This window comes from Saccharopolyspora sp. NPDC003752 (assembly GCF_053605825.1).
Map to the genome: position 1 here is coordinate 284,177 of NZ_JBSGJZ010000005.1, position 16,404 is coordinate 300,580.

Genomic DNA, 16,404 nt, shown 5'->3' on the forward strand with positions numbered 1-16,404 from the left:
CGCTGTATTAGTGTTTTCGGGTGACGTCGCCGCAGAACCCCTGGCAGCAGAACCCGAACCCGCAGCACGCGGGCTATCCGCAGGTACCGGGCTATCCGCAGCAGGTGCCTGGTGGGAAGCCGCGCCTGCCCGGCACCGTGAACTTCGCGAGCATCCTCGGCCTGGTGGTGCCGCCGCTGTCCGCGCTGCTGAGCGTGATCAGCTTCGTGGTCCTGCTCGTCATGCTCAGCGACTACCTGGAGAGCACCTGGTCGGTCCTGGCGGTCAACGCCTTCTTCACCGTCGCCGCGGTGGTGTGCGCCATCCTCTGGATCGTCTTCTCGCTGGTGATGCGCCGCGGGCGCGGGTGGGCGCGGATCGCGCTGGTGGTCCTGGCTGTGCTCTGGCTGCTCTACGACGTGTACTCGATCGCCTCGTTCTTCCTGGTGGTCGGCGGCGACTTCGGGGAGGCCATCAGCCAGCCGACCGTGATCATCGGCATGGTCCAGATGTTCCTCGTGATCGTGACGACGGTGCTGTTCCTCGTGCTGGTCTTCCTGAAGCCGTCGAACGACTACTTCAAGGCCGTGCAGGGCAGGTGAGTCCGGCGGGCGGCGCGGACGGCCCTGGTCTTGGGCGTGGCCGTCCGGTGCCCGGATGTCCCCGAAGTCGGCCCGCCCGGCTGATCACCTGTAATGCGGTCTGCGGGTAACGTCGCCGCAGAACTGGTCGTGCTCGCCGCGCTCTGGCTGCTCTACGACCCCTACTCGGCCGTCGCGATCATCGGCATGTTCCAGATGTTCCTGGCGTTCGTCACGCCGGTGCTGTTCACGCTCCTGGTGTTCCTGAAGCCGTCGAACGACTACATCAAGCTGGTGACGTGCAGGTGAGTTTGACCAACCAAGTGGACAGCGGGTCTGCCCTGTTCATACTGTTTGCCGCGTGACTCCACCGCAAAATCCTTGGCAACAAGGTGGGTACCCGCACGGCGGGACTCCCTCCGGCGGTTTTCCGCAGCAATACCCGCAGGGCGGGTTTTCGCAGTACCCGCAGTCGAATCCGTTCGCGGCGCCGCCGGTGCCGGCGCAGGAGCTGGCGGCGTTCCAGCGGCCGATCACCGTCGAGATCGCGTTCTGGATCGCGGTCGTCGTGCCGCTGGTCGCCACAGTCCTCTCCGTGCTGAGCTACCTGATGCTGCAGGGCTTCGTGAACGACTCCATCGCCGGGACCACCGGTGACTCGGACATCGACCGGCAGCTCGCGTCCATCGCCAACGGCTTCCTGCTGTTCTTCTTCGTGGTCCTCACGATCATCTACCTGATCCTGACCGGGCTGTGGATCCTATTCGGCTTCAAGATGCGGGCCGGGAAGAACTGGGCGCGGATCACGCTCACGGTCCTCGCCGGCATCTGGATGCTGGTCGGCGTCATCAGCCTGATCCAGGGCGGCAGCATGACGATGACCGGCGATCTGGACGAGCGGCAGCTGCCCGGCTCGTTCTTCGCGTTGTCCTACAGCCAGACCGGGCTGGGCCTGGTGGGGATGCTCGTGTTCACCGCGCTGGTCTACCTGAAGCCGTCGAACTGGTACTTCAAGGCGGCGAGCCGGTTCTGATGGATTCGCCGCGACCACTGCGCCTCGCCATCGTCCTGTGGTGGGTGGTGGCGCTCGTCCTGGCGTTGCAGTCGGCGCTGATGTGGGTCGGGCGCGGCGACCTGGCGGGGCGGTTGATCACGCAGGACCAGGCCACGCCTGCGGACGCGGCCGACCGCGCGCAGCAGCTGCTCCTGGTGAACACCGGAATCGCGGCGGTGCTCGTGGCGGCCTACCTGGTGCTGGGGGCGTTGATGTTCCGGCGGCGCGCGTGGGCTCGCGGCGTGCTGTCCGGGTTCGCGGTCGTGCACCTGCTGATGCTGTTGGGCACCGGGGCGGTGTTCAGCGTGAACGTGATCGTGCTGATCCTCGGCGCGGCCGCCGCGGTGCTCATGTGGCGGCGCCCGAGCACGGACTGGCTGACGGGTGAGCATGACTGAACCGGTGCTGTACTCGGAGCGCGGCAGCAGCTGGTGGCCGGTGCTGTGGGGACCGGCGTTCGCGCTGCTCGGACTCGGTGTCGAAGCGTTGACGCCGGGCCCGGTGAACGCGCCGCTCTGGGGGCTGGTCGGCGGCGGGCTCGCGGTGGCCGCCGCGATCTGGGTGTACGGCCGCCGCCGGCTCGTCTCGGTGCGGCTGACGCCCGCGCAGCTGGTGCTGGGACGGGAAGAACTCGAGGTCGGCCGCATCGCGGCGGTCACCGACGTGGGTGCGCCGGTGGGGGCGCGGGTGCTCGGCGGGAGCTGGACGGTCCCGAAGGGAACCGGCGAGGTCCCGCTCCGGCTCGAACCCGACGAGGTGGTCCTGGCCTGGGCGAAGAACCCCGAAGCGCTGTCGTCGGCGCTCGCCCGGCTCGTGGAGAAGTGACCACGCGTCGCCGGTTGGCCGCTGGTTTGCGGCGTGCACGGTCGGTCATGAGACGCTTCCTCGCGTGACGACTCCCGAACCGTGGCCCGCCTCCGGGCCGCGACTCAGCGACGACGACGTCGAGCACGCCGATGCGCCGACCGGCTCGGCCGGGCTGAACCAGCCCTGGCGGGCCGCCGTGGCCGGGATCGAGCTGGTCGTGGCGGTGGGGCTGGCGCTCGCAGCCTGGTGGTCGTGGCGGCAGGGGACGGTGACGATCTACCTGCCGGGGCCGGAGGGTGCCGTCGACGTCGTCACCAGGTCGATCGGGAGCTGGCTGGCCGCCGCGGTCGGCGCCGCGACCCTGGCTGGGCTGCTGCTGCTCGACGCGATCCGCCAGCTGGTGCTGGCGTTGCGGGCCCGCCGCCGGGAGTCGAACGGGGTGTGACCGGTCACTTCGCCGCGCCTGTCAGACTGGTGACGTGACAGCTTCTGCGAACCCCGCATCGAACTCGAACGACGATCCGGCTCCGCGGTCGCGGCAGCTGTTCGAGCGTGCCCTCGCGGTGACCCCGGGCGGCGTCAACTCGCCGGTCCGGGCGTTCCACTCGGTCGGCGGCACACCCCGCTTCATGGTCCGCGGCGAAGGCGCCTACCTGTGGGACGCCGACGGCAACCGGTACGTGGACCTGGTGTCCTCCTGGGGCCCGATGATCAACGGCCACGCGCATCCCGACGTGGTCCGTGCCGTGCAGGAAGCCGCTTCGCACGGCCTTTCCTTCGGCACCCCGGGCGCCGGTGAGATCGACCTCGCGCAGGAGATCATCGACCGCGTCGAGCCGGTCGAGCAGGTCCGGCTGGTCAACTCGGGCACCGAGGCGACGATGAGCGCCGTGCGGCTGGCCCGCGGGTTCACCGGCCGCCAGAAGATCGTCAAGTTCGCCGGCTGCTACCACGGCCACGTCGACGCGCTGCTGGCCAGCGCCGGCTCCGGGGTCGCCACGCTGGGGCTGCCGACCTCGCCGGGCGTCACCGGTGCGCAGGCGGCGGACACCATCGTGCTGCCCTACAACGACCTCGACGCCGTGCGGCAGGTCTTCGCCGAGCAGGGCGACGAGATCGCTTGCGTGATCACCGAGGCCGCGGCGGGCAACATGGGCGCGGTCGCGCCGCTGCCCGGTTTCAACGCCGGGCTGCGGGAGATCACCAGCGCCGCCGGGGCGCTGCTGATCATGGACGAGGTCATGACCGGTTTCCGGGTCTCCGCGGCCGGCTGGTTCGGCGTCGACGGTGTCGCCGGCGATCTCTACACGTTCGGCAAGGTGATGTCCGGGGGGCTGCCCGCGGCCGCCTTCGGCGGTCGCGCCGAGATCATGGCCCGCCTCGCCCCGTCCGGGCCGGTCTACCAGGCGGGCACGCTGTCCGGGAACCCCGTCGCCGTCGCTGCCGGGCTGGCCAACCTGCGCGCCGCCGACGCCGAGGTCTACGCGGCGCTGGACCGCAACAGTAAGCGGCTCGGCGACCTGTTCGGCGCTGCGCTGACCGCCGAGGGCGTGCCGCACCAGGTCGCCTTCGCGGCGAACATGGTCAGCGTCTTCTTCAGCGAGACGCCGGTGCACAACTACGAGCAGGCGCAGGCCCAGCAGGTCTGGCGGTTCCCGCCGTTCTTCCACGAACTGCTCAGGCGCGGCGTCTACGCGCCGCCGAGCGCGTTCGAATCCTGGTTCGTCAACGCGGCGATGGACGAAGCGGCATTCGAAGCGATCGCCGAAGCGCTGCCGCACGCAGCCCGCGCCGCAGCCGCGGCCACCGCCCCGGGGGCGGAAGCATGACCGGCGAGAAGACGGTGGTGCACTTCCTGCGCCACGGCGAGGTGCACAACCCCGATGGCGTCCTCTACGGGCGGCTGCCGGGGTACCGGCTGTCGGACCGCGGAGAGCAGCAGGCGAAGGTCGTCGCGGAGTTCCTGGCCGGGCGCGATGTCGCCCACGTCGTCGCTTCGCCGCTGCAGCGCGCGCAGCAGACGGCCATGCCGATCGGCACGACGTTCCAGCTCGACGTGGCGACTGACGCCCGGCTCATCGAAGCCGACAACCGCTTCGAAGGCCTGAAGGTCTCGGTCGGCGACGGTGCGTTGCGGTCGCCGAAGCACTGGCCGAAGCTCTGGAACCCGCTGCGGCCGTCGTGGGGCGAGCCCTACCTCGAGATCGCGCACCGCATGCTGGGCGCAGCACACCGGGCCCGGGCGGCGGCGGCCGGCCACGAGGCGGTGTGCGTTTCGCACCAGCTGCCGATCTGGACGCTGCGCCGGTTCCTCGAGGGCAAGCCGATGTGGCACGACCCGCGGCGACGGCAGTGCTCGCTGGCGTCGCTGACCAGCCTGGTGTTCCGCGGCGAGGAACTGGTGCGGATCGCCTACGTCGAACCGGCCGGTGAGACCGATCCGAAGGTGACAGGGGCATGAAACGACTGTTGGTGCGGTTCGGGCTGGTCGCGGCGGCGTTAGCGCTGGTCGCAGGCTGTGCGACGCAGGGCGACGACGCGGTGTCGCAGGGCGGCGGCGGTGAGTTCACCTTCGTCTCGCCCGGTGGGCAGACCCGCATCTTCTACCCGCCGGAGCAGCGCGGCCGGGTCAGCGGGATGTCCGGTGACAGCCTCCTGGAACCGGGCAAGCAGATCGGGCTGGACGACTTCAAGGACCAGGTCGTGGTCCTGAACATCTGGGGCTCGTGGTGCGGGCCGTGCCGGTCGGAGGCCGACGACCTGCAGGCGGTGCAGGACAAGACCGCCGCACAGGGCGTCCAGGTGCTCGGCATCAACGTGCGGGACAGCCAGTCGGCCGCCGCGGACTTCCACCGCGACCGGGGCCTGACGTACCCGTCGATCTTCGATCCGGCGGGCCGCACGCTGCTGGCGCTGCGGCAGTTCCCGCGCAGCACCGTGCCGGCCACGATCGTGCTCGACCGGCAGCACCGGGTCGCGGCGGTCTTCCTGACCGAGATGCTGGAGAGCGAACTGCTCCCCGAGGTGCAGAAGGTCGCCGCCGAACCGCGCTGAGCCGCGTTCCGCTCAGGGATGCCGGCGGTGTGCCCGCCGTTTTCGCGCGAAAACGGCAGGCCGAGCGCCTGAAGCACCTGGTGGTGATGCTCGCCTCACGGCGGTTCGGAAGGGGCCGGTGATGGTCCTGAAAACGCGGGACTTTAGGCCCTGGTGAGCCCGTGTTGTGCCTGCGCAATGCGTTCACCAGGAAAGATGTGGGCCGGTTCACCGAGCCCGGTGGTAGATCGCCCTCTTGACTTTCCTACCCTCGAGGTGTGAACCCCACCGAGCTCGCCGCGACCGGACCGCTGCTGTTCGCGGCGGCGATCGCAGCGCTCGCCGGGGCGATCAGCTTCGCCTCGCCCTGCGTGGTGCCGCTGGTGCCCGGATACCTGGCCTACCTGGCCGGTGTCGTCGGCGCCGACGCCCCGCCGGTGAACGTCGCGGAAGCCGAACAGAGCCGCCGCGGGCGTTGGCGGGTCGCCGGAGCGGCCCTGCTCTTCGTGGCCGGGTTCACCGTGGTGTTCGCGTCCGGGACGTTGTTGCTGCTCGGGCTGTCCGACGCGCTGCTGGCGAACGAGTTGCTGCTGCAGCGGATCGGCGGCGTGGTCACGATCGCGATGGGCCTCGTGTTCGTCGGGTTGGTGCCCGCGCTCCAGCGCGACCTGCGCATCCACCGGGTGCCCAGGGCCGGGATCTGGGGCGCGCCGCTGCTGGGCGCCGTGTTCGGCCTGGGCTGGACCCCCTGCCTCGGGCCGACGCTGGCGGGCGTGACCTCCATCGCCATCGCCACCGACGCGACCACCGGCACCGCGGTCCGCGGGATCCTGTTGGTCGCCGCGTACTGCTTGGGCCTGGGGACGCCGTTCGTGCTGCTCGCGCTGGGTGCCCGGTGGGCTATCCGGAGCACCGGGTGGTTGCGCCGCCAGGCCCGGGCCATCCAGATCGCGGGCGGTGTGTTGCTGATCGTGGTGGGCCTCCTGCTCGTCACCGGTTTGTGGGGAGAGCTGATCGCAGTGCTGCGTGAGCCGATCGCCGGTTTCGAAACGCTGATCTGATGCCCGGATTCCTCAAGAGCACCCTGGCGTTCCTGCGCAACACGTGGCGCGGGCTGACGTCGATGCGCACCGCGCTCGTGCTGCTGTTCCTGCTCGCGCTCGCCTCGTTGCCCGGCGCGCTGATCCCGCAGCGTTCGCTCAACCAGTCCGAAGTGGACCGCTACTTCGGCGATTACCCGACGCTGGCGCCGATCCTGGACAAGCTCGGCGCGTTCGAGGTGTTCAGCTCCGTCTGGTTCGCCTCCATCTACGTGCTGCTGTTCATCTCGCTCATCGGCTGCCTGCTGCCGCGTTGCTGGGAGTACTACAAGCAGTGGCGCAGCAAGCCGGTCCGGACGCCGCGCAACCTCGCCCGGATGCCGCACTACGAGAAGGCCACCCTCGACGCCTCGGTCGACGAGGTCATGACCTCAGCCCGCCAGCGGCTGCGCCGCTGGCGCATGGTCGAGCGCGAGGAGGCAGACGGCGGGCGGTCCATCAGCGCCGAGCGCGGCTTCCTGCGCGAGATCGGCAACCTCGTCTTCCACTTCGCCCTGGTGGGCATGCTCATCAGCGTCGCGGGCGGCAAGCTGTACGGCTACGAAGGCCAGGTCATCGTGGTGGCCAACGGCTCCGAGTTCTGCAACGCCGGCACCTACAACTACGACTCCTTCCGCGCCGGGCTCACCGTCGACGGCACCCAGCTCAACCCGTTCTGCGTGCGCGTCAACGACTTCGACGTGCAGTACCTCCCGTCCGGGCAGGTCGAGAGCTTCCGCGTGGACATGCAGTACCAGGTCGATGAAGACCTCGACACCAACACCTGGCAGCCGTACCTGCTGCAGGTCAACCACCCGCTGCGCATCGCGGGCGACCGCGTCTACCTGACCGGCAACGGGTACGCGCCGCAGTTCACGGTGACGTTCCCCGACGGCCAGCAGCGCACCGGGATCATCCAGTGGCAGCCGGTTTCCGTGCAGACGATGCTCTCGCAGGGCGCCACCAAGTTCGATCCGCCGGGCGTGCAGGACGACGTGCAGCGACGCCAGAAGCAGCTCGCGATCACCGGCTTGTTCGCGCCCACCGCCACCTTCGACGGCAAGGTGCTGAGTTCCGGCTTCCCGGAGCTGCTGGACCCGACCGTCGCCGTGGACGTGCTGCGCGGCGACCTCGGCCTCGACTCCGGCCGCGGCCAGTCGATCTTCGGCGTCGACCAGTCCATGGTGGATCAGGGCAGGCTCGAGCGGGTCGCCCGCGAGAACCTGCGCCTCGGCGAGGAGATCACCCTCGACGACGGCACCAAGGTCCGCTTCGACGCGGTCAAGCGCTGGGCCAACCTGCAGGTCTCGCACGACCCGTTCCAGCCGTGGGTGCTCGGCTTCGCCATCGCGATCATCTTCGGCATCGGCACCTCGCTGACCATCAAGCGCCGCCGCGTGTGGGTCCGCGTCGTGCCGAACCCGGAACCGGATGAACCCGGTTCCGCGCGTACCGTTGTCGAAGTCGGCGGACTCGCCCGCACCGACCAGGCCGGTTATGGCGAGGAGTTCACCAGGCTGGCCGCCGAGCTCCTCGGCACGGGCGTCGACCACTCGCCGGAGTCACGCGCGGTCGCTGGGCCCGCGCGCGAAAGGAAGAGCTGATGCCGGTCAATCAGACGTTGTCGACCTACAGCGACATGGCGTACGCCACATCCGTGGTCGTCTACATCGCCGCGATGCTGCTGTACTTCGCGGAGTTCGCCTACGGCAGGACCGGGGCGGGCGCCCGCAAGAAGGAGCCGGCCCTGGTCAACGCCGGTGGCGGGACCACCGCGACGCCGACGATCGGGCACGTGGAGACCCCGGCGAAGCGCCCGCTGAGCGAGCGGCTCGGCGGCATGGCCGTCGCCATGACCGTGCTCGGCGCGTTGGTCCACGCGGCCTCCCTCCTGCTTCGCGGTTTCGCCACCGGCCGGGTGCCGTGGGGCAACATGTACGAGTTCGGCTCGGCGATCTGCCTGGCGGCAGTGCTCGCCTGGGTCATCGTGCTGTTCCGGCAGATGCGCGCGGAGCGGCGCGAAGCCACCCCGACGCAGCTGCGCGGGCTCGGCGGTTTCCTGATGCTGCCGGTCATCCTGCTGCTGTTCCTGTCCGGCACCGTGCTCTACGCCCAGGCCGCGCCGTTGCAGCCGGCGCTGCAGTCGTACTGGATCGTGATCCACGTCGCGGCGGCGATCGTCTCCAGCGGCGTGCTGCTCTTCGCCGGTGTGGCCAGCGTCCTCTACCTGCTGCGGTCCCGGTACGAGAACAACCCGCTGAAGCTGGCCAAGTTCGGCCCCCGGCTGCCGACCAGCCAGGCGCTGGACCGGATGGCCTACCGCGCCACGGTGATCATCTTCCCGGTCTGGACGTTCGCGATCGTCGCGGGCGCGATCTGGGCCGAGGCCGCCTGGGGCCGGTTCTGGGGCTGGGACCCGAAGGAGACCTGCTCGTTCATCGCGTGGGTCGTCTATGCCGCGTACCTGCACGCCCGTGCCACGGCCGGTTGGCGGGGCGTCCGGTCGGCGTGGATCAACATCCTGGGTCTGGCCGTCATGATCTTCAACCTGTTCTTCATCAACATCGTCGTCGCGGGGCTTCACTCGTACGCTGGACTGTGAGCCGGTGATCCGCCCCGACCGGGGCGACCATGAAAACCGGCCGCTGCGACCGCAATTCCCGGAACACCGCCCGCCACCTGCACAAGCCAGGTTCGGCGGGCGGTGATCGTTTGCGGAGCCGACCGGCCACCCCCGGTGACTTGTGGGTATATCTGGGACTACCGTGCCTTGCGGAGACGGGGAGATCTCGATTCGGTCCGGCAGGGCGCGACTCGATTGTTGGAGGGACGGCAACGGTGACCGGACAGTACGAAGAGCCCGAAGCGCGGCGCGAGACGGGCACCGCCGCGACGCAGGCCGACGGTGCGATCGCCGAGCCGCAATCCACGGGCAGCGGGAACGGAGCGGCGACGGAGGGGCAGTACGCCGACCCGGAGACCTCGCCGGGACAACCGAATCCCGCCGAACACCCCACGCCGTCGTACGTCGATCCGTCGCAGGCCGAGCAACCCCGCCAGTACTCGGCCGGCGATGCCCCGCAGCCGTACTACCCGGGCGGTGCGCCGGGCGGCGCCGCAGCGCAGCCGCAGTACGCCGACCCGAGCCAGTCCGGCCCGCAGTTCCCGGCGGGCCCGCAGTACGGCGACCCGACGGTTTCCGGCCCGCACCACCAGCCGAACGTCTCGGGCCCGCACCAGGTGCCAGGAGGGCAGTCGGGTCCCTACCCGGTTTCCGGCGGACCTTCCGGACCCTTCCCGCCGGTTTCGGGTGGAGCGTCCGGGCCGTATCCGCCAGTTTCGGGTGGAGCATCCGGGCCATATCCGCCAGTTTCCGGTGGAGCATCCGGGCCATATCCGCCAGTTTCCGGTGGAGCATCCGGGCCATATCCGCCAGTTTCCGGAGGACCGTCCGGTCCGTACCAGCCGGTGTCCGGTGGACCGTCCGGGCCGTACCCGCAGCAGAACCAGCAGGGCGGGCCGCAACCTGGCCCGCAGCAGTCGTATTCGTCATACCCCCAGGCTGCCCAGCCCGCGGGCGGCGGGGATCAGCCGTTCGGCCAGGACCTCTCGTCCGCTCAGCTGCTCCGGCCGACCAAACGGTCACCCCAGTCGGGTTGGCGCAAGGCCGTCTACCTGGCCAGCGGCAAGACCGTGAACTTCGGCGAGGGCCCGGCCGACCGGCGGCGGCGCGAGCTGATCGCCCGGATCAACCAGCCGCTGCAGGGCTGCTACAAGATCGCGATGCTGAGCCTCAAGGGCGGCGTGGGCAAGACCACCACCACCGCCACGCTCGGCTCCACCTTCTCCTCGCTGCGCGGTGACCGGGTGATCGCCGTCGACGCGAACCCGGACCGCGGCACGCTGAGCCAGAAGATCCCGCTGGAGACCACCGCGACCGTGCGGCACCTGCTCCGGGATGCGCACCGGATCCGCAAGTACAGCGACGTCCGCTCGTACACCTCGCAGGGGCCGAGCAGGCTGGAAATCCTCGCCAGCGAACAGGATCCAGCCGTTTCCGAGGCGTTCAGCGAGGACGACTACCGGCGCACCGTCACGCTGCTGGAGCACTTCTACAACGTGGTGCTGACCGACTGCGGCACCGGCCTGATGCACTCCGCGATGAAGGGCGTGCTGGACATGGCCGACTCGCTGGTCATCGTGTCGTCCAGTTCGATCGACGGGGCGCGCAGCGCCTCGGCCACATTGGACTGGCTGGACGCGCACGGGTACGGCGATCTGGTGGCCCGGTCCGTCGCCGTGATCAACTCGGTTCGCCCGGGGTCCGGCAAGGTCGACGTGGACAAGCTGGCCGCGCATTTCGGGTCGCGCTGCCGCGCGGTTTCGAAGATCCCGTTCGATCCGCACCTGGAAGAGGGTGCGGAGGTGGAGCTGGACCAGCTCGAGATGCCCACCCGGATGGCGCTGCTGGAGCTGGCGGCGATCGTGGCCGACGACTTCCCGCAGGCTTCTGGCCGCAATCGGGGCTGACGGCCGGTCGGGGTGGGCGCCGCCGCCCGCCCCGACGCCGTGCTCAGTCGTCTTCGCCGCGGCGCTGCTTGCGCTGCTGCTCGCTGATCCGGCGCAGGAAATCGGGATCGTCGTCCGGTGCGATCGGCGCCTGCCGGGGGCGTCGGGCCTCCCCGGTCGCCTGGGGGCCGAAGGCCTTCCACATCAGCACGGCGATGGTGAGCGCACCGATCGCTGCCAGAACGTAGATCATCGTGGCCACCTCCAACTGTTCCGCTTCGAGATTAGCCAATCCCGGGCGTGGTTGTCGTCGTCGCAGGTGGTGTCATCGCAGACGGATCCAGGTGGCGCCTCGCTGAGGGGCGAGGCGCCACCTGGATCGGCGGTCGCTGGGACCGCCGGCGATCTTCAGGTCCTCGGTGGCGGGGCGCTGGCCGACGGCCGAGGCGTCGGCTCGGCGCACCGATCGCCGCTCAGACCGACCGGTTGACGTCGTTGGTCAGCTCGGCCAGCAGGGTGCGGACCTCGGACTCCCGGAAGCGGCGGTGGCCGCCGGGGGTGCGGATGGAACCGATCCGGCCGGCGGTCGCCCACCGGGTCACGGTCTTGGGATCGACCCGGAAGAGCGCAGCGACCTCACCGGGGGTGAGGAGCTGCTCCTGACCGTTCTGGCGAGGCTGCTGGGTCGTCGCGGTCACAGGTGACCTCCACGTTGCGAGTAGTGGGTTTTCGGGCATTCCGGTCGCATCCTGGCACCTCGATGGTCAGGTACTCGAACATTTGGGTTTAGGTAAAGGGAAGGTAAGGGACGAAAACGGCGCTTCGGGCGTCCGCGGTGGCTCGGCCGGAAGGCGCCCGGCCGGGCCCGGCTCGTCTTGCTCTACCCTGGATGACGTGCAGGAACAGCAGAAAGCCCCAACCTCGGACCAGGGCGCGCAGCCGAACCTCACGCGCGACATCACGCTCTACACCCTTGCCAGGCTCGGACTGGTGGCCGCAGTCACTGCGCTGCTGGTCCTGGTGCACGTTCCCATGCTGGTCGCGCTCGCGGTGGCCGTCGTGGTGGCGATGCCGTTGTCGCTGCTCGTCTTCGGCGGCCTGCGTCGCAAGGTCGCCGCCGGGATGGCCGAACGCGGGGCGCGCCGCGCCGAACTCCGCGCCCAGCTGCGCGGCGAGCGAACCGCGGACGTGCAGTGATCGACAACTTCGACATCGACCGCTCCTGCGCCCGGACCCGCGGCTGGACCAGCGAAGCCGTGCGGATCATCGAGGCCGACGCGAACCGCAGCGCGGACACCCACCTGTTGCGCTTTCCGCTGCCCGCGGAGTGGGGCATCGATCTCTACCTCAAGGACGAGTCAACACATCCGACTGGTTCGCTCAAGCACCGGCTGGCCCGATCGCTGTTCCTGTACGCGATCTGCAACGGCTGGGTGACTGAGAACACACCGGTGATCGAGGCTTCGTCGGGATCCACGGCGGTGTCCGAGGCCTACTTCGCGCGCCTGCTCGGGCTGCCGTTCATCGCGGTGATGCCCAGGTCCACCAGCCGCGAGAAGGTGTCGCTCATCGAGTGGCACGGCGGTCGCTGCCACTTCGTGGACGAGCCGGGCGCGATCTATGACGAGTCCCGCCGGCTGGCCGCCGAGCTCGACGGCCACTTCATGGACCAGTTCACGCACGCCGAGCGGGCCACCGACTGGCGCGGCAACAACAACATCGCCGAATCGATCTTCGAGCAGCTCGCGCTCGAACCGCACGCCGAGCCGGCGTGGGTGGTGGTCGGTGCGGGCACCGGCGGTACCAGCGCGACGATCGGGCGCTACCTGCGCTACCGCCTGCACAACACGAGGCTGGCCGTCGTGGATCCGGGGAACTCGGTGTTCTTCGACGCCTGGCGGGACGGCGACCCGAACCGCACCAGCGACTCCGGTTCGCTGATCGAAGGCATCGGGCGGCCGCGGGTGGAGCCCTCGTTCGTCGGCCAGGCGATCGACCGGATGATCAAGGTGCCGGACGCGGCGTCGATCGCCACGATCCGCTGGGTCGAGAAGGTGCTGGGACGGCGCGTGGGCGGCTCCACCGGAACCAACCTGTGGGGCGTCTTCGTCCTGGTTTCGGAGCTGATCCAGCAGGGGCGCAGCGGCAGCATCGTGACGCTGCTCTGCGACGGCGGTGAGCGCTACACGCACACCTACTACGACGACGCCTGGGTCGCCGAGCGAGGCCTGGACTTGACCGCGCCGACCGCGGTGCTGGACCGCTTCCACGCCACCGGCGAGTTCCGGGCAGACTGAACGCGGGAGCCCGCGCAGGAAGGTTGGTGTGTCGGTGAGGCGTTGGGGTTGGCTGTCCGCAGTCGCGTTGCTCGGCGTGGTGGCCGGTTGCACGTCGGGAGAGCAGGCGCCGCCGACCTCCGAACCGCCGACGCCGACCACTTCGACGGAGGAGTCCGCGACGGAGTCTGCGAGCCCGTCGATCACCCGGAAAGTGCCTCCGGAACAGCAGAAACGGCTCGCTGATCTGCCCGCCGACCAGCTCTGCGGCCTGGTCGAGCGGGAGGACCTGAGCGCCCTGGCGTTTCCGGTGGAACGCGGGGAGTTCCGGGAGATCGGCTTCGATCCGCCCGTGCGCGGCTGCACCTTCCAGGCCAGTTCGGGCGGGCGTTCCGTGCTGATCGGCGCCCAGCCCGAGGGCTTCGCGACGCTCGGCCGCGACGAGGTCCAGCTGGGTTCCGTTCGCGGTACCCGGACGATGCGCGCGAGCGACTGCACCGTGTTCGCCGGTGTGGCGGGCGCGACGCTGCAGGTCTCGGTGACGGCCGGCGAAGCGAGCACCGATCAGTGCGAGAAGGCCGAGCTCGTCGCGGAGTACGTGCTCGCGGCCGTCGTGGTGTGACCGGTTCCCTGAGCCCTGGCCGGTGCGGTTGAAGCGAACGGCCTGTCCACCTCGTCTATCGAGGCGAACAGGCCGTTCGCACCACATCAGCCGGTGTGGGAACGAGTTCCCGGACGACAGTCCACGTCAGCCGATGGCGACGGCGACGCCGGTGAGGATCGCCCACGCCAGCATGGCGAAGCCCGTGTCGCGCAGCGCTGGGATCAGGGCGCGTCCCTGAGAGCCGCCTGCCACCGCGCGCAACGGCACGATCAGCAGCGGCAAGGCGAGGAAGCCGAGCAACGCCCAGGAGTTCCGCAGCCCGATCAGGACCGTGATCAGGAACGGGACGAGCGTCAGCGCGACGTAGAGCGTGCGGGTGTCACGATCGCCGAGCAGCACCGCGAGGGTGCGCTTGCCGGTGACGCGGTCGGACGGGATGTCGCGGAGGTTGTTGGCCACCAGGACCGCGCTGGACAGCGATCCGATGCCCACCGCCGCGCCGATGCCGGAGCCCGAGATCGCGTCGGCCTGCACGTACATCGTGCCCAGCACCGCGACCAGGCCGAAGAAGACGAACACGGCGAGCTCGCCGAGACCCGCGTAGCCGTAAGGGCGTTTGCCGCCGGTGTAGTACCAGGCCCCGGCGATGCAGAGCGCGCCGACGGCCAACAGCCACCAATGTCCACTTAGGATGACAACGCCGAGACCGGCGACGGCCGCGAGCCCGAAGCAGGTCCAGGCCGCCGCACGCACCGCGCTCGGCCTCGCCGAACCCGAACCGACCAGCCGGAACGGGCCGACCCGGTCGTCGTCGGTGCCGCGGATGCCGTCGGAGTAGTCGTTGGCGAAGTTGACCCCGATGATCAGCAGCATGGAGACGAGCAGCGCCAGGACCGCGGTCACGGGGTCGAACCCGTCGATCCCCGCCGCCGCGCCGGTGCCGGCGAGCACTGGTGCGATCGCATTCGGGAAAGTGCGGATGCGAGCGCCTTCGATCCATTGAGCGACAGTCGCCATGTGAGTCATCTTCGCGCACCCGCGAGGACCGTCGGCGAGAGCCTCCCCGGATTCAGGAAACGAGCAGCGTCGCCAACGCGCGCCGATCCGGCTTCCCAGGCCCGCGCAGCGGCAGCTCCGGGAGGAAGGCGATGCGCTTCGGTGCGGCAGCCGCGCCGAGCCGCTCGCGCACCGTGGCCCGGAGCGCGTCCTCGGCAGGCGGGGCGGCCGGATCCGCGGGCACGACGGCGGCGACCACTGCCTGCCCCCACTCCTGATCGGGCACGCCGAGTACGCACGCCTCGCGGACCCCTGGCTGTTCCGTGAGGACCCGCTCGACCGGCAGCGGCGCCACGTTGACCCCGCCGCTGATGATCATGTCATCGGCGCGGCCCAGGACTTCCAGCCGGTCGTCCCGCCACCGGCCCAGGTCGCCGGTGCGGAACCAGCCGTCGGCGAACGCCGGCGCATCGGGCTGATGCCGGTATCCCCTGGCCAGCATCGGTCCGGCCAGCAGGATCGGCCCGGTCGCCCCGTCGACGTGGACCTCCGCGACGTCCAGCGGTCGTCCGTCGTAGACGCAGCCGCCAGAGGTCTCGCTCATCCCGTACGTCGTGGTGACCCGCACACCGGAGTCCTGGGCCCGGCGCAGCAAGGCCGGTGGTGTGGCGGCGCCGCCGAGCAGCACCGCGTCGAATTTCCGCAGCGTGGCAAGGCCATCCCCGCCCGCGTCGAGCAGCCGGGACAGCTGCGTTGGTACCAGGGCCGTGTAGTGCGGGCCATCTGCGGCGAGCACCTGCCGGGCCGCTGCCGCGAACCCGTCGGGGCGGAACCCGGCAGAGGTGTCGACGGCGTGCGGGCTGGTGCCCGCCAGCAGTGCCCGCACCAGGACCTGGATGCCCGCGACGTGGTGAGCGGGCATCGCCAGCAGCCAGTTGCCGGGGCCGCCGAGGCGGCGGTGGGTGGCTTCGGCGGAAGCGCGCAGCGCCGACGCCGGGAGCAGCACGCCCTTCGGTGTGCCGGTGGAGCCGGAGGTGGCTATGACCAGCGCCGTCGGGTCGTCGGGGTGGTCCTCGGCGGTGGTCAGCGGTGCGCCGTCGGCGAGGGCGGCGACGAGTCGGCGGGACTCCGCCGCGTCTCCGGCGGCGATCGGCAGCAGGGCCGGCCCGTCACCGTGCAGTGCCCGCGTCAGAGCAGGTAGCACGGCCAATGCCCCGGATCCGGGTGGCACGGGAAGCGGCTGCAGGTCGCGGGCGTTCGGCATCTGCCCATTGTCGGGGAGCACCGGCCTCGGGGACCGCGCGGCCGCGGCGAGAACTTCGACACTCGATCACCTGTTCTAGCGATCAAGTGTTCGAATTCCTGGCCGATGAAATTGGTACGCGCTTGGAAGGAGTCGAGGAAATGATGGTTCTGATCGTGCTGGTGTGCCCGGCCGACCTGCTGGTGGACCTCTTCGGCCGATCGCCTGCGGGCGATGGCGGAC

20 protein-coding genes are annotated in these 16,404 nt (G+C 70.1%); 16 read left to right on the forward strand and 4 right to left on the reverse strand.

What is annotated here, in order from left to right; translation table 11 throughout:
• Positions 1-20: 20 nt before the first annotated feature.
• The 13 genes from ACWEV3_RS09420 (at position 21) to ACWEV3_RS09480 (ending at position 11,063) form a co-directional block, all read left to right on the forward strand.
• A complete protein-coding gene (locus ACWEV3_RS09420; RefSeq protein ID WP_452613402.1) occupies positions 21-581 on the forward strand; it encodes a hypothetical protein in 561 nt (186 codons plus the stop codon).
• A 93-nt stretch (positions 582-674) separates the two neighbouring features.
• Positions 675-869: a hypothetical protein gene (locus ACWEV3_RS09425; RefSeq protein ID WP_452613403.1), complete on the forward strand. Its 195-nt coding sequence runs from the start codon at positions 675-677 to the stop codon at positions 867-869.
• Between the two features lie 52 nt (positions 870-921).
• Entirely contained in the window at positions 922-1,593 is a 672-nt protein-coding gene (locus ACWEV3_RS09430; RefSeq protein WP_358576128.1) for a hypothetical protein, read from the forward strand.
• The gene (locus tag ACWEV3_RS09435) at positions 1,593-2,012 is read left to right on the forward strand and encodes a hypothetical protein (protein ID WP_452613404.1); all 420 of its coding nucleotides are present in this window, start codon (positions 1,593-1,595) and stop codon (positions 2,010-2,012) included. Before ACWEV3_RS09430 ends, ACWEV3_RS09435 begins: the two co-directional genes overlap by 1 nt.
• Positions 2,005-2,439, forward strand: a complete 435-nt coding sequence (locus tag ACWEV3_RS09440; RefSeq protein ID WP_452613405.1) for a hypothetical protein — start codon at positions 2,005-2,007, stop codon at positions 2,437-2,439. Before ACWEV3_RS09435 ends, ACWEV3_RS09440 begins: the two co-directional genes overlap by 8 nt.
• Before the next feature lie 64 nt (positions 2,440-2,503).
• Positions 2,504-2,866, forward strand: coding sequence for a hypothetical protein (locus tag ACWEV3_RS09445; protein ID WP_452613406.1), 363 nt, complete (start codon positions 2,504-2,506; stop codon positions 2,864-2,866).
• 34 nt (positions 2,867-2,900) lie between these two features.
• The gene (gene hemL / locus ACWEV3_RS09450) at positions 2,901-4,250 is read left to right on the forward strand and encodes a glutamate-1-semialdehyde 2,1-aminomutase (protein WP_397531286.1); all 1,350 of its coding nucleotides are present in this window, start codon (positions 2,901-2,903) and stop codon (positions 4,248-4,250) included.
• Positions 4,247-4,882, forward strand: coding sequence for a histidine phosphatase family protein (locus tag ACWEV3_RS09455; protein WP_452613407.1), 636 nt, complete (start codon positions 4,247-4,249; stop codon positions 4,880-4,882). The genes hemL and ACWEV3_RS09455 overlap by 4 nt, the downstream gene beginning before the upstream one ends.
• Positions 4,879-5,475, forward strand: coding sequence for a TlpA family protein disulfide reductase (locus ACWEV3_RS09460; RefSeq protein WP_358576137.1), 597 nt, complete (start codon positions 4,879-4,881; stop codon positions 5,473-5,475). The genes ACWEV3_RS09455 and ACWEV3_RS09460 overlap by 4 nt, the downstream gene beginning before the upstream one ends.
• A 257-nt stretch (positions 5,476-5,732) precedes the next feature.
• Positions 5,733-6,515: a cytochrome c biogenesis CcdA family protein gene (locus ACWEV3_RS09465; protein ID WP_452613408.1), complete on the forward strand. Its 783-nt coding sequence runs from the start codon at positions 5,733-5,735 to the stop codon at positions 6,513-6,515.
• A complete protein-coding gene (resB, locus tag ACWEV3_RS09470; RefSeq protein ID WP_452613409.1) occupies positions 6,515-8,137 on the forward strand; it encodes a cytochrome c biogenesis protein ResB in 1,623 nt (540 codons plus the stop codon). Before ACWEV3_RS09465 ends, resB begins: the two co-directional genes overlap by 1 nt.
• Positions 8,137-9,135 (forward strand): c-type cytochrome biogenesis protein CcsB, encoded by a 999-nt coding sequence (ccsB, locus tag ACWEV3_RS09475; protein WP_452613410.1) that lies wholly within the window; start codon positions 8,137-8,139, stop codon positions 9,133-9,135. The genes resB and ccsB overlap by 1 nt, the downstream gene beginning before the upstream one ends.
• 236 nt (positions 9,136-9,371) lie before the next feature.
• Entirely contained in the window at positions 9,372-11,063 is a 1,692-nt protein-coding gene (locus ACWEV3_RS09480) for an AAA family ATPase (RefSeq protein ID WP_452613411.1), read from the forward strand.
• A 43-nt stretch (positions 11,064-11,106) separates the two neighbouring features.
• Here ACWEV3_RS09480 and ACWEV3_RS09485 read toward each other — a convergent pair whose 3' ends face one another.
• A complete protein-coding gene (locus tag ACWEV3_RS09485) occupies positions 11,107-11,295 on the reverse strand; it encodes a hypothetical protein (protein WP_452613412.1) in 189 nt (62 codons plus the stop codon).
• A 220-nt stretch (positions 11,296-11,515) separates the two neighbouring features.
• Entirely contained in the window at positions 11,516-11,740 is a 225-nt protein-coding gene (locus ACWEV3_RS09490; protein WP_093269525.1) for a BldC family transcriptional regulator, read from the reverse strand.
• Positions 11,741-11,936: 196 nt separating this feature from the next.
• Here ACWEV3_RS09490 and ACWEV3_RS09495 point away from each other — a divergent pair, with 196 nt between their 5' ends.
• Genes ACWEV3_RS09495 through ACWEV3_RS09505 form a run of 3 tightly spaced genes read left to right on the forward strand, consistent with a single transcriptional unit; the run spans position 11,937 to position 13,940 of the window.
• Positions 11,937-12,239: a DUF4229 domain-containing protein gene (locus ACWEV3_RS09495; protein ID WP_235883979.1), complete on the forward strand. Its 303-nt coding sequence runs from the start codon at positions 11,937-11,939 to the stop codon at positions 12,237-12,239.
• Positions 12,236-13,339, forward strand: a complete 1,104-nt coding sequence (locus ACWEV3_RS09500) for a PLP-dependent cysteine synthase family protein (protein ID WP_452613413.1) — start codon at positions 12,236-12,238, stop codon at positions 13,337-13,339. Before ACWEV3_RS09495 ends, ACWEV3_RS09500 begins: the two co-directional genes overlap by 4 nt.
• A 34-nt stretch (positions 13,340-13,373) precedes the next feature.
• A complete protein-coding gene (locus tag ACWEV3_RS09505) occupies positions 13,374-13,940 on the forward strand; it encodes a DUF3558 family protein (RefSeq protein WP_452613414.1) in 567 nt (188 codons plus the stop codon).
• 126 nt (positions 13,941-14,066) lie between these two features.
• Here ACWEV3_RS09505 and ACWEV3_RS09510 read toward each other — a convergent pair whose 3' ends face one another.
• Positions 14,067-14,939: a 1,4-dihydroxy-2-naphthoate polyprenyltransferase gene (locus tag ACWEV3_RS09510; RefSeq protein ID WP_452613415.1), complete on the reverse strand. Its 873-nt coding sequence runs from the start codon at positions 14,937-14,939 to the stop codon at positions 14,067-14,069.
• Positions 14,940-14,991: 52 nt separating this feature from the next.
• Positions 14,992-16,182 (reverse strand): o-succinylbenzoate--CoA ligase, encoded by a 1,191-nt coding sequence (menE, locus tag ACWEV3_RS09515; protein WP_452613416.1) that lies wholly within the window; start codon positions 16,180-16,182, stop codon positions 14,992-14,994.
• Positions 16,183-16,404: the final 222 nt, after the last annotated feature.

Bases quoted from the DNA above. Each gene is read 5' to 3' on its own strand.
- ACWEV3_RS09425 (WP_452613403.1), top strand. From the start codon at position 675: ATGCGGTCTGCGGGTAACGTCGCCGCAGAACTGGTCGTGCTCGCCGCG.
- ACWEV3_RS09435 (WP_452613404.1), top strand. From the start codon at position 1,593: ATGGATTCGCCGCGACCACTGCGCCTCGCCATCGTCCTGTGGTGGGTG.
- ACWEV3_RS09440 (WP_452613405.1), top strand. From the start codon at position 2,005: ATGACTGAACCGGTGCTGTACTCGGAGCGCGGCAGCAGCTGGTGGCCG.
- ACWEV3_RS09455 (WP_452613407.1), top strand. From the start codon at position 4,247: ATGACCGGCGAGAAGACGGTGGTGCACTTCCTGCGCCACGGCGAGGTG.
- ACWEV3_RS09460 (WP_358576137.1), top strand. From the start codon at position 4,879: ATGAAACGACTGTTGGTGCGGTTCGGGCTGGTCGCGGCGGCGTTAGCG.
- resB (WP_452613409.1), top strand. From the start codon at position 6,515: ATGCCCGGATTCCTCAAGAGCACCCTGGCGTTCCTGCGCAACACGTGG.
- ccsB (WP_452613410.1), top strand. From the start codon at position 8,137: ATGCCGGTCAATCAGACGTTGTCGACCTACAGCGACATGGCGTACGCC.
- ACWEV3_RS09485 (WP_452613412.1), bottom strand. From the start codon at position 11,295: ATGATCTACGTTCTGGCAGCGATCGGTGCGCTCACCATCGCCGTGCTG.
- ACWEV3_RS09510 (WP_452613415.1), bottom strand. From the start codon at position 14,939: ATGGCGACTGTCGCTCAATGGATCGAAGGCGCTCGCATCCGCACTTTC.
- menE (WP_452613416.1), bottom strand. From the start codon at position 16,182: ATGCCGAACGCCCGCGACCTGCAGCCGCTTCCCGTGCCACCCGGATCC.